This is a genomic window from uncultured Marinobacter sp. (assembly GCF_947259545.1).
In the GTDB taxonomy this organism is placed as follows: Bacteria; Pseudomonadota; Gammaproteobacteria; order Pseudomonadales; family Oleiphilaceae; genus Marinobacter.
On record NZ_CAMYMK010000008.1, the window covers coordinates 569,154 to 585,112 of the forward strand.

Annotated in this window: 11 protein-coding genes; 7 read left to right on the forward strand and 4 right to left on the reverse strand. The window is 57.1% G+C overall.

Annotation, left to right across the window (positions count from 1 at the left end):
• Positions 1-97: 97 nt before the first annotated feature.
• From Q0Y21_RS14290 to Q0Y21_RS14310, 5 genes are all read left to right on the forward strand, one after another.
• Positions 98-880, forward strand: coding sequence for a Wadjet anti-phage system protein JetD domain-containing protein (locus Q0Y21_RS14290; RefSeq protein WP_297796824.1), 783 nt, complete (start codon positions 98-100; stop codon positions 878-880).
• Positions 873-3,815 (forward strand): hypothetical protein, encoded by a 2,943-nt coding sequence (locus Q0Y21_RS14295; protein WP_297796826.1) that lies wholly within the window; start codon positions 873-875, stop codon positions 3,813-3,815. Before Q0Y21_RS14290 ends, Q0Y21_RS14295 begins: the two co-directional genes overlap by 8 nt.
• Positions 3,808-5,235, forward strand: coding sequence for a hypothetical protein (locus Q0Y21_RS14300; RefSeq protein WP_297796828.1), 1,428 nt, complete (start codon positions 3,808-3,810; stop codon positions 5,233-5,235). The genes Q0Y21_RS14295 and Q0Y21_RS14300 overlap by 8 nt, the downstream gene beginning before the upstream one ends.
• A complete protein-coding gene (locus Q0Y21_RS14305) occupies positions 5,228-5,854 on the forward strand; it encodes a hypothetical protein (RefSeq protein ID WP_297796831.1) in 627 nt (208 codons plus the stop codon). Before Q0Y21_RS14300 ends, Q0Y21_RS14305 begins: the two co-directional genes overlap by 8 nt.
• Before the next feature lie 132 nt (positions 5,855-5,986).
• Entirely contained in the window at positions 5,987-7,636 is a 1,650-nt protein-coding gene (locus Q0Y21_RS14310; protein ID WP_297796835.1) for a hypothetical protein, read from the forward strand.
• Here Q0Y21_RS14310 and Q0Y21_RS14315 read toward each other — a convergent pair.
• From Q0Y21_RS14315 to Q0Y21_RS14325, 3 genes are read right to left on the reverse strand one after another with little or no spacing between them, the layout of a single operon-like run.
• A complete protein-coding gene (locus tag Q0Y21_RS14315) occupies positions 7,597-8,583 on the reverse strand; it encodes a HupE/UreJ family protein (RefSeq protein WP_297796838.1) in 987 nt (328 codons plus the stop codon). The two genes, Q0Y21_RS14310 and Q0Y21_RS14315, sit on opposite strands and share 40 nt — an antisense overlap.
• The gene (locus tag Q0Y21_RS14320) at positions 8,580-9,503 is read right to left on the reverse strand and encodes a peptidyl-prolyl cis-trans isomerase (protein ID WP_297796841.1); all 924 of its coding nucleotides are present in this window, start codon (positions 9,501-9,503) and stop codon (positions 8,580-8,582) included. Before Q0Y21_RS14320 ends, Q0Y21_RS14315 begins: the two co-directional genes overlap by 4 nt.
• The gene (locus Q0Y21_RS14325; protein WP_297796844.1) at positions 9,500-11,530 is read right to left on the reverse strand and encodes a DUF3604 domain-containing protein; all 2,031 of its coding nucleotides are present in this window, start codon (positions 11,528-11,530) and stop codon (positions 9,500-9,502) included. Before Q0Y21_RS14325 ends, Q0Y21_RS14320 begins: the two co-directional genes overlap by 4 nt.
• Positions 11,531-12,009: 479 nt before the next feature.
• On the opposite strand from Q0Y21_RS14325, the gene Q0Y21_RS14330 reads away from it, so the two are divergent.
• A complete protein-coding gene (locus tag Q0Y21_RS14330) occupies positions 12,010-12,645 on the forward strand; it encodes a hypothetical protein (protein ID WP_297796847.1) in 636 nt (211 codons plus the stop codon).
• 307 nt (positions 12,646-12,952) lie between these two features.
• Positions 12,953-13,351 carry a fibronectin type III domain-containing protein gene (locus tag Q0Y21_RS14335; RefSeq protein ID WP_297796850.1) on the forward strand — a complete coding sequence of 133 codons (399 nt, stop codon included), beginning with the start codon at positions 12,953-12,955 and terminating at the stop codon, positions 13,349-13,351.
• Between the two features lie 13 nt (positions 13,352-13,364).
• Here the strand turns inward: Q0Y21_RS14335 and Q0Y21_RS14340 are convergent, their stop codons facing one another.
• Positions 13,365-15,944 (reverse strand): CHASE2 domain-containing protein, encoded by a 2,580-nt coding sequence (locus tag Q0Y21_RS14340; RefSeq protein ID WP_297796853.1) that lies wholly within the window; start codon positions 15,942-15,944, stop codon positions 13,365-13,367.
• Positions 15,945-15,959: the final 15 nt, after the last annotated feature.

A 15,959-nucleotide genomic window follows, 5' to 3' on the forward strand; every position in this document is an offset into this window, starting at 1 on the left:
CGGTCGGGCAAGCCCCGGTACAATTGGCATCTGATAACGTTACACTAACCTCTAAACATGCGTCGAAAAACAATATTCTGAGTGATTCTGGTGCCCCTTGAACGATTACCTCAAGAAAATCCTGCGCGGCCAGCCTATTAACTATGAAGCGTTCCTGAAGAAACTCCCCGAGTCTTTTCGTTGCCGCCACAGAGATATTTTTGCCACGGAGAAAGTCCAGACTAACCGGTGGGTGGTCACGGTACTGGATGAAACTGGTTTCGCAGAGTTGCAGAATAGGGCGGAGGCTCCGGCCAGCCGGGTGGATGCCGCTAAAAAGGGCAACTCCCACCGCCATGGCACCGACGTCAGCTTTCTTCTTGCCTATCACCTGGGTCTGGCGTCCAGCCGGCCGGATATTGTGGTTATCGCGAACGATTCCGTCGATGTTGGTTTTCATCCCGCACGTTCTGTATTGGTAGTGGAGAACGAGTGTAATTTCTATCAATATCGACAAATGCTGGACTTTGCCAGTGAAGCATTGGGCAAGCGTCTGGAGCTGGTAGAGTGCGATGTGGTGTTAGGCGGTGGCAACCGGATTACCCGGGCTGCAATTCTTGACTGGTTGAAGGGCTACGAAGAAGTATTCTGCGCATTCGATTATGATGCCGGTGGTCTGCAAATGTTCTCGACGATGGCCGCCTCTCTCGGTGACAAAGCCACGTTCGTGCAGCCAACCGACTGGCAGCCCTGGCTAGACCGTTTCTGCAAGGTGCCGGATAGCACTGAGCGGTTTACCAAAGCGCTTTCACTAGCCGAAGCGCTTGGATTTGTATCCCTGGCAGAGGCCTTTCGAGCCACCGGCAAATTCATGGAACAGGAGATGATTCTGGATGAGTGACTCCCAGGGGAGCCCAGGCAATTTTACCTTTGGCATTCGCCGTCTTGTGCTGGTGGACTCCGCCGGCTTCTGTTACGTGGAAATTCCGGTGGATAACCACGGCCTGATTCTGGGCCCGGGCAACCTCGGCAAGTCCAGTCTGCTGAATTCGCTGCGGCTGTTCCTGCTGCCGGAGAACAACTTCAAGAACAGCCGCAAGAAATTCGCCTTCCGTAACGCCAGCGCTGGCAGCTTTTACACCAACGAGGAAAGTTACCAGCATTACTTTCCCAGCCAGTTCAGTTTCCTGATCATGGAAGCCGAGAACCCGGCCGGGGTGCATTGCCAGATTCTGTACCGGGACAGCGCCAGCCAGCTCAGTTACGGTCGCGCCTTTGTGCCGGTGGCTTACGACCAGCTGCGGCCCCTGTTCTGGAATAGTGATGACGAAGATGGTATCGGGCAGGCCGTACCAGAATTGTCATTTAGCCGCTTATCAGAGACTCTGAAAAAGCTCAACAAAGACACTCGGCTGGTGAATGACCCGGCCAAACTCAAACAGATGCTGTACAGCAGCGAGTTGATGAACGCGGATGCCGTGCGCTATTCCGTGCTGCCTTTGGGTGAGTCCGACGAGCGCCGGGTGCAGTCTCTGCGCACGCTGATCCTGTTGCTGTTTGAAATGAAGGCAGACGATCAGGCCATGGCCAATGCTGTGGCCAGCATTATCGAGGCGGACAAGAAGTTTGCCGATGACGCCTTCGATTTCAATATCGATGAGTTTCTCAACCGGCACGATCAGTTAAAGCAGCAACAAACCCAGCTAACCCGAATCGAAAAAGAGCGGCCTCGGTTTGAAAAGCTGTATCGGGATTACCAAGCCTACCAGACCCTGCTGCGCAGTCAGCACGATTTTGCTGCTTTTCGGGATGGCGTCACCAATGCCTTGCAGGACATTGGCTCCAGGCGCAAAACCGCAGTGGAGGCGTTCAATGAGCAGAACGAGACGCTGCGCCATGTTCTTCAGGCTCTGAAAAAACTGGAGCAGGACGCTAGCGGCCTGAAGGGCGAGATCCGTTCCGCTGACCGTCGTATCAAGCAGGCGGAGCAGAGCCAGAAAGATGGCGATTTGCTGATGTCTCAGTACGGTGAGATGACCCTTCAGGAAATCGAGGACATTCAGAAAGAGGAACTCGATAGTAAGAAAGGGCACCTGGCTGCGCTCAAGAGTGCCGCCCAGGCGGAAATCCGGCTAGAGCAGATTCAGAAGAAGAAGCAGGAACTTGAACGCAAACTCGAATCCCTGAAGGATCGGGAGAGCAAGCAACAATGGCAGCTGCAGAACCAGTTGGATGAAGCCACCGCTGCACCGCTACGGGCAGTGGACCCCCGATTGGTCATGGCTAGTCCGGGCCAGGATCTGGAGGCCGAGACCAAGGCGACCATCGAAGCCTTTGCCCGGCTGTTCGTGCCCAATGATAAAGGCTTTGACTGGTTCGATGCCGAATACCAGGCCCAGCCGCCCCGGCAGACTGACTTCGCCGAGCAGCGCCGGCATATTGAAGGTGAGCTTCATGGCCTCGAAAAGGAGCGGGCGGAGCTGGCGGACACCGCCAACCAGGAACATGACCGGCCGCGGTTGATCGAGCGCACCGAAAAAGAGATCCGCGCCATCGAAAAGGATCTGGACACCCTAAGGCGTTACCCCGCGGCAGCCACCACTCTGCGGGATGCCACCGAGGAAAAACAGGCGGCGGACGAGCAACTGGCCAAACTGGAAGAGCAGGCACGACTGGAGCAGGAAAAGCAGGATGCCGTGCAACAGAAAGCCGCCAAAGCCAAGGCAGAGAAAGATCGTATCGAAGAAAGGGAACGGGAACTCGCGGGCCTCAGCAAAAGCGTGGGCACGGTGGAGCATCGGTTCCCGCACCTTAGAGAGTTGGAGGCCGAGAAGCCGTTAGACATTGAGCGCGTTTCCGCCGCCTCATTTGATGACCTGGAAACTCAGCTGGACGACCTGGAGAAACGTCGCCGCGCCATCCTCGATTGTCTGAACCAGTTTGTGGTCTTGGGCATCCATTCAGATAGTGACAGCGAGCTACAAAAAGATAGTCCGACATCTTCGGTTATTCGGGAAACGTTCAAAAGTCTGTCGGACCTGTTTGCTGGCATGGTTGAGCGCTGGAATGTGCTGGAGCAGCAGGTTGGGATCCATAACGAGACAGTTGCCAGCTACCGACAGGCCCTGAAATCCAACCACGAGCACATTGCCCGATTTGAAGCTCAGCTCAACCGAGAGCTGGATGGCGTGCGCATCAACGATCTGGTGGAAATCCGCGTGGATATCCATACCGATCCGAAATTTCGCAATCTGGTGGAAGAAGCCAACAACATCGACCCTTACGGCAACCAGCTACAGTCGGACGCGTTCTATGACCGTTTGCGGGTGTTTGTGGCGGACTTTTTCGGGGAGCAGGGCGGTAGCAAGCACCTGACTATGGACAAGGTAATCACCGGTATTTCCTACCGCACCCGCAAGGACAACGCCGCTAACCTGGATAAGAAGGGTCAGTCCACCTCCACCACGGCGCTCATTAATCTGGAACTGGTATACCGGCTGCTAAAACGAGTGTTGTATCCGGGCGTGCATCTGTCGTTCCCTATGGTGCTGGACGAGCTGGCAAGCGTGGACATCAGCCAGATGCCATCGCTGCTGGAACGTCTGCGCAAGCAGGGCTTCAATCTGTTCTCCGCCGCCACCCACAGTGCCAGCGCGGAAGTGATCTATCTGATCGGCCGTCACCTGGAAGTGGGGCAGATGCGCACGGCACGCCCCTACAGCCCGCAGCGCACCCTGGTGTTCTGGGGTGGCGCCGAAGGTTTTACCAATGGTGAAGCCGTGAGCCATTGGGGCGATCAGACCCAAAATAGTCTGCTGGAGCCGGTGGATGAGTAAACGCTTCAGCACCCTGGACACCACCCGGCTTCTGTTTGAGCACCCAAAGATCCTGTTCAGGATGATCGAACGGATGGACCGGAACGAAGCCCGGTATATTCGCGAGAGTGATCTGGTGGCCGAGGTGATGGACTATACCCGGACCCTTGGCAATGCTGATCGGGACCGGGTGCGGCTTGCCTTGAATACCGACAACCTGTTCCGCAGCGGCCTGGTGATCGACATCGTCAAGGCCGAGGGCGAGCGTCGCCTGGTGTTCCAGGATGCCCTGATCAACCTGATGCGTGCCTGCAATGCCTCGCTTTATCAGGAACTGACCGATGCCCGCCTGCGCGGCCATCTGGTGACCCTGCGGGATGTGCGCAATCGGCTGGAAACCAGCAGCTTCAGCGACGCGGACCCGGACTACACTGAGCTGCGGGATGACCTGAATGAGCGGGTCAGTCAGCTCATCGGCTTGCTGCGCCAGAACGTCCTGCGCATGCAGACCATCAGTGCCCAGCTCGCGGACCTGTCCGGCGACGCCAGTCGGGCGCCTGAGAAATTCCTGGAGTTTCGCCAGAACCTGTTTGAGCAGATCGTGACTCTGTACGAGCGCCACATCAAGCCGACCCTGGTGTTTCTGAACCCGGACACCCGCCTGCCCGATGGCAGCAACCTGTTCGAGACCCTGGAAGCGATGGTTCGGCTGCTGGAAAGCCATGGTGATCATCACCTGGCGGACCAGTTGTTCCGTTCCTCCATTAGCTTGAATGCCCTTTACAAGCCCATTCAGGCGGTAGCCCAGGAAGTGGAGCACTTTCTGCGCAAGACTCGCCAGGGGATGGTCCAGTACAACGCCTTGGAGCATTTCTACGGCAAACTGCAGGAACTCAAAGGCGAAACCGAGACCCTCAGCCTTAAACGAAAATGGCTGGAAGGTGGCGACTTTGCTCGCGGTACCGGTTTCCTGGTGGGTTTGAGGGCCCAGCAACGCCCGAAACACTATGCCTTCGGTAATTCGTCCAGCTACTATCAGTTGCTGTTCAGTGAACTGGAGCTGCGGCTGAACGATCTTCGCCGAAAGGCCGAGGTGCCGGTATTGCAGGAAGTGGACGGAAGCGGCCGGGGCACCCGCATTGATGTTCAGCGCATCAATCAGCTCTATCAATGGCTGGAAAGCCTGGAGCTACGACCTACCACGGACCTGGTGCGGGAGCTGCACGGCCGGCTGGATGGCTTTATCCCCGGCTACCGCTTTCCGGATTTGCTGGCGGCTCTGAACCGGCTAGTGAACTCGCCTCCGGAGGGCATGCAGGTTGTCACCACCAACCGATTCCGGATCCTGGAGCAGTCACCTGCCAACGAGCAGTTTGTCTACCGCAAACGTCGTCTGGAAACAGATGAGCCGGTTCACCAAGAAGAGCATTACCATGCCTGAATTTTCTGACGCTATGGAAGCCACCAATACCGTGGACAATTCACAAGCTTCGAGCACTTTCGACCAGATCTTGCCCGCCCAAAGTGCCGCTATTTACCGGGAATTCCAGGCCGGCCGGGTAATTGTGCGCGATATCTGGGACAGCAACCGCTCCGAACTGCGAGCCAATCCGCTGTACAACCTGCTGTACAACCACCTTTCCCACTTTCGGACCTTTTATGAGCATCTCGGCAGCGAGCTGGTGTTCAACGAAATCGGCGCGTTTTTCTTTCTTAAGGAAAGCAGTGATGACGAGAGCGAAGAGCACGACGAAAACGCCTTCCGTGTGCAGGTAATACTGCTGCTGATCGGGCGTTATTTTGCGCGCAGTGGCCGGGATCTGGATTACCTTGGCCGCCCCGATGCCGGATTGAATGAGCGAGACCTTGCCGCTTTGGCCAGTGATGAGGAGTATCAGGAAATTCTCAGAGCCGCGCGCTTTGAAAAAGGCTTTCCCGAAGCGTTGGATTATCTCGATAAACGCAATCTGCTGTTTCGTTCAGGTGCGGGTCGCTGCTTCCTGAGTTCCGCAGGTCTTTATTTTCTGCAGGAGCTCGTTAGGGAGTATGAGCAGGGTTAGAAGCTACCGCCCCAGAATCCTGGCCCCTTAAGCCCATCCATAATCCCCGACAAGGCTTGATAATCACTGATCAATTCCTGGGCGTTCCCCAGTCAATTCTGCCGCACGACAATAACAATCAGGATGCGCACCGTGAGTAAGAATTTTCTTCTGTTGGCTCTTCTATTATCGCTTTCAGGCTGCGGAGGCTCGGATTCTTCAAGCGACGGTGCGCCGCCTGACTCAGAGGGCTCCGAAGGTAACGGCGGTTCTGTGGCAGGAGATCAGATTACCGGGCCAAAGCTTGTACCTACCCGTTCCGATTCGATCAGTCTTCAATGCGACAATGCCGATTTTCCGGGCCCAGTGTGGGCGGATTGTGAGGCATCAAATTACGCGAAAACCCTCGAAGCGCCGACCGAGCAGCTCTCCATACCGTTCCAGCAACGTTACCTTGAGCAGACGCGCGCCAACATCCAGGCGTGGGCTGAGCGGTCTCTGATAGACCCTTCGTGGGCGTTGTCACTGACACTGAACACGCCGCTGACGCCTTTATGCGCGACTTACGGTCTGCCCTGTACGGGTGATCCCTTCCGATACCCGGAGGCTGAGGGGCCTGATGGTGACAGTTTCTTCTCGAACGAGGCAGATGTCACCAACGTTGTAATCTACGACAGAGAGTGTGCTCGGCTCTCGGGTAGCCTGTGGATACCGAAATCTGCATCTGAGAATAAGCCGGTACCGACGATTGTCATTACCAACGGATCAGTTCAGGCGCCGGAGACGGCCTACCGATGGGCTACTCAGGCCCTGGTACGTGCCGGATATGGAGTATTTACCTATGACCCCAGGGGGCAGGGGCGTTCAGACCTTCAAACCCCCATGCTTGAGCAGGGCAGCAACATCAATCCGAAAGTGTTCTGGGAGGGGCAGGTGGATGCCATCGATTTCTTCCGCTCGACGCCCGAGAAACCTTACCCCCACGACGCTGCCTGTGAGGGAACCAGTCCTACGGTAACTGCCAGCTATAATCCCGAGTGGTCCCGTCTGGATCGGGAACGTCTGGGGATAGCGGGGCACTCACTTGGCGCGATGGGTGTTTCCGTTGTTCAGGGGTATGGGGCTCCCGGTGCCGATCCTTGGCCGGGGTTGATGGATGACACGAATCCGGTTGATGTTGCCGTTGCCTGGGACAGCCTGATTACGCCGAGTGGAGACGGTTTGACCACCGCCTCAAACCTGCAATTGCCGCCTGTGCTTTACGATGCATTGCTGCTAGCGATAACTCAGGGCGTTTTGCCGGATTTTGAGCCCCGGGTACCGGCCATGTCGTTCTTTGCTGATTATGGGTTTCTCCCGGCGCCTTATCTGGCTCCGCCTGATCCTGAAGGAAGCAAAGTCGCGTTCAAGGCATGGCAGCAAGCCGATGTACCGGTATACGCCCTCGGCTTTCAGGGCACGACCCATTTCGATTTCTCGCTCTTACCTCAATTTCCTGCCAGCTCCTGGTGTCCTGATGTCTCTACCGGCGCCTGCTCTGGTGGCTGGGGGAGGCCGTCTATTACCTATTACACGGTGGCCTGGTTTGATCGTTGGTTAAAGCAACCGGGGGAGATTGGTTTTAAGGACGCCGATATCCGATTGATTGACGACGCCCGCATGGGTGGGGCGGACCGAATGAGCTTCCATTATCATTCCGCCCGCTCGTTCCCTGATCGGCTTGGTGGTCACCAGTACTGTGAGAACATTCGTAACGGGTGCGTTCAAATCAACAACTCTACCGTGCGCTCCCACCACCAGTAAGCAGCGACAGTGCCTACCACCCACACCAGCGTGGGTGTGACGGCCGCTCGCCAGCGCGGCGCAATCTCGAATTGCCGAACGGATGCGCTCAAGACCAGCATAGCGCCGATGCATACGAGCTGCCCCAGCTCGATACCCACGTTGAAACCGAGCAGATTGATCAGCAAGTCGCCGGAGCGCAGTCCCGAGTTTGCAAGTACGCCGGCAAAGCCCATGCCGTGTAGCAAGCCGAATCCCGTGGGCATCAGCATGACATTCGCCCAGCCCGGATTGGCCGGCAGGCCCCGGGACTTGAGGAGGCTCACAGCCAGGTACAGGATGCTGCCGGCTATCGCGAGTTCTGCCAGTGCCATTGGCACCCGGATCAGACCCAGCGTGACGGCGGCGAGGGTCAGACTGTGCCCCACGGTGAACAGAGTGGCCGCGATTACCAGTGCGCGGGTGCGGCCGAGATACAGCACCAGGCCAATGATGAACAACAGGTGATCCAGCCCGGCGAACAGGTGGCTCAGTCCGGAACTGACGGCGTGCGTAAACTGCTCGCCCGCCCCGGGTTGTTCGGCGATGTGGTAGGAGGGACGATTGCGATGCAACAGCACGGAGCGGCTTTTCCCGCTGGCCGGGATCAGGCGAAGCACTACATTGATTTCGGTCAGTTCTGCCCAGCCCACCAGCCCTTCAGGGAGCCCCTCGTTCTCGCAGTCGAGCTGCCAGCGTCTCCAGACGGCATCGTCCTCTCGCTCCGGCGGAAATTCCCGGGTCACGCGACACTGTGGTGGATAATCCGGTTCGCTGAGCGTCTGCGTCAGGTTCTGCTTCAGGCGGGCGATAACCCTGCCGCCGGAGTCCGCTTCCAGTTCAAGCAAGGCCGGCGCCATCGAGTGTCCCAAGACTGGTCCGGACCATATCAGAGCAAGTGCCAGCAGCACGCGGATGTATAAGTTCACTGCTGTTCCTCCCCGCGTTTTTCTACGCCCCAGCGATAGCGTCCGCGCAAGTCAGCCAGTGCCAGCGCCAGGCGCTGTTCTTCTGACTCGATTTGCCGGGCAATGCGGGTTCGTTCCTGATCGAGAGCTGGAACCACATGCTTTCGTTCCGTTACCCGAACAAGGTGGTGACCATACGCGGAGCGCAGGGGACCCTCCCAGCGCCCGGTAGGCATCGTATTAACGTCGCGGGCAAAACCGGGGCCGAATTCACGGGCAATGTTCGGCTGATTGACTTGGCGGAAGTGATGGGCCTTGAGGAACGGATCCGACAGCTCAGCAGCCTCTTCCGGCGAGGCATGCTTCAGAAGCGCCAGTTCGGCCGGTTTGATCTCATCCTTGCGGAAGATATGGCTGAAGCTTAGTTTCAGAACAGGTTCCGGGGGCGTGGTTTCGGCGGTCGGTGTTGCTGCAGGGGCGCCGGCGAGCAGTGCCGACTCCATCAGCAACCGCAGGCGCTTTCGCATCACCGGATCGCGGCGATGCATATCCAGATTGTAGGCGGTTTCCAGTGCATCCTCATCGCTGCTCATACCGAGGAACTCGAGGTTCTGCTTCATCCGTCGCAGGATGACCTGGTCATTACGGTGCCAGCCACGGGCAATCGCCTCGGCGATCAGCATGTCCTCCAGTGCCACGTCTTCCAGCACCGCTGACATTTCGACGTCTGTCGGCGCGCGCCCCAGTTTCTGTGTCCATTGCTGGCGCAGACGATCCACTCGCGGCGCTTCGATGACGATCTGTGCCTGGGGAGTGGAAGGCGTCAACCACTGTGCGTCAGCGGCATAAAGCAGTCCGCCCAACAGCAGGAAGCCCGGCAGGGGATGGCGCGCTAGCATCTGAGCCAGGCGCCGCAACCAGGAGTGTCGAGTACCGGTCATTGTTTGTACCAGATCGGCGACGCCCAGGCCCGTTCCTGCACCGTGGCAGGCGCTTCCGCTACGCAGCATGCTGCCCACTCGGCAGGCGGATCACTGCAATCCAGATCCTCAGGCGCCGCAAGACACTGCCGTGTTTGCCAGCGACAGGTTGGTTGCTCCACAACCCGGGAATAGTAAAACGCGTTTTGTGACGCGTCGAAATCCGGATCGTCCCACACGGCGCACAACTGTGCCGGTCCGCTACCGGAAACGGAACAGTCGGACGTGTCGACCTGCCAATCGCTTTGCGCGGCGCCGGCCACGTCATAGACCTGCTGCCGGGTCACCGGGTTCCCGGATTCGTCCTTCTCTACCCAACCCTTGATAACCTGCAAGCGTGCCAGGGGTACTGCAGTTGTCCGGTCGTTCTCTCGGGGCCAGGCGTCGGCAGCAGCCCAGATTGCCAGGCGAGGGCGACCCTGACCGGCGTGTAGTTCACTGCCCATAGGCACGCCACCGGCATCACCCCGGCGCACGAAACTCTCGCCGCTGCCCGCACACATGTTTTCCGGCAGGCCGCTGGCATTGCCGCCGAACATGCGCAGTTGCATCCGCGGTCCGCTGGTGGCGTAGGTTTCCTTGCGCTTGAAGGCGTCAAAAAGTGCATCACGGGTGTTTTCCTCGGCCCAGGCGACGGCCAGCCCGCCGGGGTTATTGTACCAATCGTCTTTGACACCACGTACCGGCGGCACATCCCGATGGCCGGGGAAGTTCTGTTCATCCACGGAGCCGGGCAGGCCGAAGTGGCTGTCCGTACTGGCAATGAAACCGTATTGGAAGGGGTTGGCACCGTATTGCTGCTCGAACAACAGGCCCTGCTTCAGACCGTAGCGAACGGTGTTGGTGCGGGCCGGCGCTGTCGGCAATGGATTGACCCCAAGGAAGAACTCCATAAAGTTCGTCGACGGCAACTTCTCGAAGTCGCACAGCGGATCATCCTCGCTGGCGCCCGGGGCCCTATTGCATTCAGAATCGCCTTTGACCTGGAAGATCTCGATCAGTGGCTCCGCCCGGCGTCTTTCATCAACGTCATAGCCATCCTCTTCGGGCGAGAGAAACATGCGGCCGTTGGACAGGTTGGAGTTGTGCGGAATCGTGAGGTACTCGCAGTCACCGTTACAGATTTCGTCCAGTTGCCGCCACAGATCCGGGGGCGTGGGCGCCTCGTAGACGCTGATCGGCCTTTCTGGTACCTCATTGCCTCGGAATATCACGTTACGGTGGAGGTTGTCACTTTGTGGCGACAAGGTGTACTCATAGGCATTGAAGGTGGTGAAGCAGCCCGGCTGATTGAAGCGCTCATTCTGTAGCAGAATATCTTGCCAGGGGCTGCGGGCAGCTGCCTCGCACTTCTCCCCGAGCGGACCACAGTAGAGTGGCCTTTGTGCCTGCGGTTCGGTCAGATAACCAAGATTGCCGGGCTCTGGTTCGGGAAAAATAGCTGGGCTGAAGGCCGCCCAGCCACCGCCGAATAACAGGAATCCCATCTCCTTGTCCTCCCGGTAAACCACACATTCCGGCGAGTTGTAAGCGACAGTGTCGATTGTCGGATCGGTACACAGCTGTTGCTCGCCCAGCCATTCGCCGTGGTCGGTGATTGCGGCAAAATCCAGTGGCCGATCAATCTGGTGGGGCGGTATCAGTGAGTTGCCGGCTTCATCGTAGGGTGGCGCGGCGACCGGCTCTCCCAGGGCAAAGCGATAGGCGTCTTCAGGCTTGAGCCGGGTGGCGACCGCGTCAAGGGAGTACTCGGTGTGCAAATGCAGTTCCCCGAAATACGCATTACGCAGTGAATTCGGCGGTGGTGGTTCGCAGGCGACAGGTTGGCTGTTATTCCCGGGGCCGGAATCGGTCAGATCGGTGGTTTGCTCAGAGTCGACCACGCCGTCCGATTGCTGAGGAGGATTGTTACTATCTCCCCCGCACCCAGCCAGCATTGACGTGATGACTAACCCGGCCAGCGCTAACCGGTATTGAAAGATCGACATGCGGTTTTCCTTGTTATTCGGTGCTCAATGCTGAGAATCTTTCACGTTAACTCAGGTGAGTCAATTCTGGTGGGGTACTTTGGCCTTGTTGGCCAGATGGCTCTATCACGACTGCCCCTTCTGATGACCGGCCGTGATCAATTGGTGACCTTGGTTGGCCTCACATGACTTTCCCAATGAAAAGTAACTCAATTAGGTTAATTTAAGTCGGCAAATAGTGATCCTGTCTTGTCCTTGCGAGCGAACAGGCAGATCAATAGCTGGCAACTGCGATTAAGCGATGTTTTCGATGAACCTGGAATCCGGCCAAAGGCGCTGGGTGGTTCGGAGGGATATCAGCTCTGAGCTCAGGGCCGCAGAACAGTTGATTCAAGATGGGTTGCTTGAAAATGCCTATTCAGCGATGGAGAATGCCTGCTCTCTGATCGAATGATTCCAAATGGCAAGCAGCCCACTGATTATCATGTACCGGGAGAAACATGAAGAAAGACGTCGCAGGCTCACTCGTATCTACCGGTATCAGGTTGATTGCAAAGAGAGGCTCCCAGGTGTCTCTCCGTGAAATACAGCGTAAGGCTGGCGTGTTGAATGAAGGGGCCATACGTTATCACTTTGGCCGAAGAGAGAACTTCATCGCCGCCTGTATGCGGGATATCTCGAATCGTTTCGGGGCCATTACAGTCACTCAGTTTGCGGCTTTTGAGCAGCTGAAAAGTGAACGCGCTGTTACTGTCAAAGACGTCTCGGAAGCGCTGGTGAAGTCCCTGCACAGCTTTCTGATTCAGGACAAGGACAGTGTCTGGTTTATGGCTCGTATGATTCGGGAAGAAGGCAGTCTTGGTCAGGACCTTCTGATCACCTGTTTTGGCCCGATGATCTGGCGATTGGAGGAGGAGCTTAAACTCCTTCTTCCCCATAAGCAGCCTGCGATGTTGAGGCTGCACCTTTTCCTTGCGATCAACAGCACACTCAATGGCATGGTCGACCAGGATCTTCTGTGGCGACTGCCCGGCCTTGCCGGGGAGGACCGTTTTCGGCTGAACCCGGAGGAATTCGCCAACGGCTTTCTTCAGTATATTACGGCGGGAATGAGCATTGAGGAGGAACCAATGTAAGTACCCCGCCAGGACCGGGATGGTAAGCTTCCGCTTCTCCGTACTAACAGTTTGCTCGTGTTGTAACAAGTTTCTCACCGTTTTTCAGATTTTCTGTCGTTTTTTGTTGCTTTTTGTAGCCCTCTCCCCCTCTATTTTTGCCAATCAGGCAAAAAATTGCTCAAAAAATCAGTACCTTCCTGAAAGTCATTACCACAACCTGACGAAAATTTGACCATTTCGTAATTAGAAATGTGGAACCTTTCCGTGGATACTTGCACGCGTTTTATACAATTTCACAATTCCGACGAGATACTGGTGAATAAATATGGTGAAACGCGTCATTAAAATGTCAAAGGCATGGATTGCCGCGTTGTTTATCGGAGTTATCCTGACAGGCTGTGGGGGTGGCTCTTCCAGCGGTACTTCCGCTTCCGGTGCTATTGGTGATTCCGGGGTCAGATCCGCAGACTTGAGCTGGAACGCGCCGATGACTCGGGTAAATAACGAGTCCCTGTCGATGGGAGAGTTGTCCGGCTACATCATCAGCTACGGTAAGGATCCCGAAAACCTGACCGAAAAGGTACGCATTAACGGTGCGGACACCATGGAGTACACCGTTACCAACCTGGACAGCGGCACGTGGTACTTCGCCATTCAGGTAGAGGATGTAGATGGTTTGCTCAGCGAGCCGTCACAGCCTGTCAGCAAATCAATCCAGGGATAATCTGTAGAGCTTTTCAGGAATGACCGAGGGGGTTGGTCACCGGCAGTTTGATAGTAAATGCCGAGCCTTCCCCGATCTCTGAAGATACACTGATTTCACCCCGGTGTTTTTCTACCACCACATTCACGAAAGACAGGCCCAGACCGGTACCGCGGTTTCCGGACAGCTCGCTGCTTTTTTGCCGTCGGTATCTGTCGAACAGGTGAGGGAGCTCGTCCGGTGCGATACCGCTGCCTTCATCGCTGACGGTCAGACACGCCTGGTGACCGGCGAGGAATACCTGAATGTTCACTGTGGAGCCGCTGGGGCTGTACTGGACCGCATTGGTTAACAGGTTAATGACGGCCCGTTCCAGAAGCTCCGCATTGCCCCTGAGCCAGAGATCTTCCGTGCCCTGCAATACCAGCTGGATACCCTTTTCCGCGGCCTGTTCACTGACGCTGTCACGGGCGTTTTCGACGATGGCCAGGAATTCGCATTCGTAGAACCGGGTTTCGGTCAGCTGCTCTGCCCGGGCCAGTTGCACAAATTCCTCTGCCAGGTGATAGCTTCGGCGTGCGAGCCGACCAAGCTGCTCAAGCTGGGCGGGTTCAATATGCCCGGGGTTGCGCTTCAGTTGTTCAATGAGAGCAAGTTGGGACACCAATGGCGACCTGACATCGTGGGAGATAAAGTCGATGGCTTCGCGGTGCTGCCGTTGCTGTGCCCGTAGTTCCGAGATGTCGGAGATATTGGCGATAATGCCGTTTTGCTGGCTTTCAGGCAGCGAGAATGGCGCAAAATGAATCAGGAAATCTTTTTCCCGAATACGCAGGTCCACCGTCCGGCTCTGATTCAGGGTGAGCGTCTCGGATACCGTCTCATGCCAGGGAGGGGTCTCCCGGGGATCGTGGCCCTCCAGTAGCCGGGTCAGGGGAAGTCCGCTGAGGCTCGGCATGGGTTCCTGAAACCATTCCTCTATATGCCCGTTGGCAAAGCGGATCACGCCCAGTTCATCGGTCACAATGATGCCGTCAGGCATTCGTTCGAAACTGCGCCGGATGAACTGCTGCATATTGTTCATGCGGTCCGTAGCAAGCCTTACCCGTTCGATTCGGGCGGAAATATTCTCCCGAGGCTGCGTGGGTTTAAGGTTGGTGCCTTCTGATGCCAGTGAGAGTCTGCGCAAATAACGTTGTATCGCTTCCCGGCTGATGTCATTGGGCAGTAACAGGCCAAGAGTGTAATCCCTGCCGCAGCGCCGCATGCTGATCCAGCTTTGATTGCCGGCGTGAATCCATTGCCCCGGTTCCAGAGTGGGAACATCGTCTGCGGTCAGTCGGCAAGTCGAATAAACCTCGCTCCCTTCGGACAGCCACCAGCCTTCCGGTTGCAGCAGCGCCTGTAGGTGTTCGAGCAACTGGGTGGGGTGGCGCCGTGAGGGCTCCGGCAGGTTGATTTGTGGGCCACGGGCCAGATCGTCCAGCTGTCGATTGAGAAAGCGATTGGTCATCGCCAGCCTCAGGGCGCTGGCGAGCGGGCACGCCAGGAGCGGCATCAGCAAGGCGTGGGACACAGGTAGCCACACTTCAGCACTATGTAGCAGCGCCGTGTAACTCACGATCAGGACGATCGCGACGGCAAGGCACAGGCCCAGGCTCCTTGCGGGGCGCATTCTTGGTAAAACCAGTGACAACAGCACGATGACCACGACGGCAATGGCCAGGGATGCTTCCTGGGGGAGCCGTTTGATCAGTTCATCGTTGGTAAGGGCGGAATAGCTGTTGGCATGAAATTCAACGCCCGCCATGGGCCGATTGAGGCCCGAGAAAGGCGTTGGCAGTATGTCGCCGAATCCCGGCGCGGTTGCGCCGACAAAAATGGTCTTGCCCTTGAATAGGGCTGGGCTCGGAGGAGCTTCCAGCACTTCCGTGTAGGAGTAGGTGGGCAATGTCCCGCCTCTGCCCGCCATGGGTATGGCACGATAATGTTTGCGTACATTCATGAAGGCGGGGGGCGCAACATTGCCGCTCGGGCTGTCGATATACCTTTGGCGATCTGAGGCAGCTACTGCAAGGCTGGGCCAAAGCTCGTCACCCAGGCCGTTAAGCAGGTATAGCCCCCTTGCCACGCCGTCTTCGTCAAGCTCTACGTGGGCATGCCCAAGGGCAGAGGCAGCCGCTGCCAGGGAGCTGGTTGGCAGTTGTTCGCTGATCAGATAGTTATGGGAAGGTGGCGACAGGTGCAGTGGTAGTATCACCCTGCCGTGCCGCTTCATGGCGGCCGCCAGGTCCGGGTCCCCGGTTGAGGGCTCGGGGAACAGAATATCGAATACGATGGTTTCCGCTCCGGCCTCGTCCAGTTTCTCGATCAGTCTGGCGTGGGTGTCTCGGGGCCAGGGCCACCGTCCGAGGCGGTCCAGGCTCTTTTCATCGATGGCAATGATAACGACATCGTCGTCCACCGGGGCAGGGCTGGACGTGATCTGGGTGTCGTAGAGCCAGTAATCAATGCGCTGGGGGAATGAGGTTGCCTGCAAAAAAAGCAGAATGGCAAGCAATGGAAGGCCCAGGGTCAGGGGTGTCGTTTTTATTGGCATCCAATCCAGTGTCATGAGCCCTGCTGTCAG

Coding starts and splice junctions, on each gene's coding strand:
- Q0Y21_RS14295 (WP_297796826.1), top strand. CDS start 873: ATGAGTGACTCCCAGGGGAGCCCAGGCAATTTTACCTTTGGCATTCGC.
- Q0Y21_RS14300 (WP_297796828.1), top strand. CDS start 3,808: ATGAGTAAACGCTTCAGCACCCTGGACACCACCCGGCTTCTGTTTGAG.
- Q0Y21_RS14305 (WP_297796831.1), top strand. CDS start 5,228: ATGCCTGAATTTTCTGACGCTATGGAAGCCACCAATACCGTGGACAAT.
- Q0Y21_RS14320 (WP_297796841.1), bottom strand. CDS start 9,503: ATGACCGGTACTCGACACTCCTGGTTGCGGCGCCTGGCTCAGATGCTA.
- Q0Y21_RS14325 (WP_297796844.1), bottom strand. CDS start 11,530: ATGTCGATCTTTCAATACCGGTTAGCGCTGGCCGGGTTAGTCATCACG.
- Q0Y21_RS14330 (WP_297796847.1), top strand. CDS start 12,010: ATGAAGAAAGACGTCGCAGGCTCACTCGTATCTACCGGTATCAGGTTG.
- Q0Y21_RS14335 (WP_297796850.1), top strand. CDS start 12,953: ATGGTGAAACGCGTCATTAAAATGTCAAAGGCATGGATTGCCGCGTTG.
- Q0Y21_RS14340 (WP_297796853.1), bottom strand. CDS start 15,944: ATGACACTGGATTGGATGCCAATAAAAACGACACCCCTGACCCTGGGC.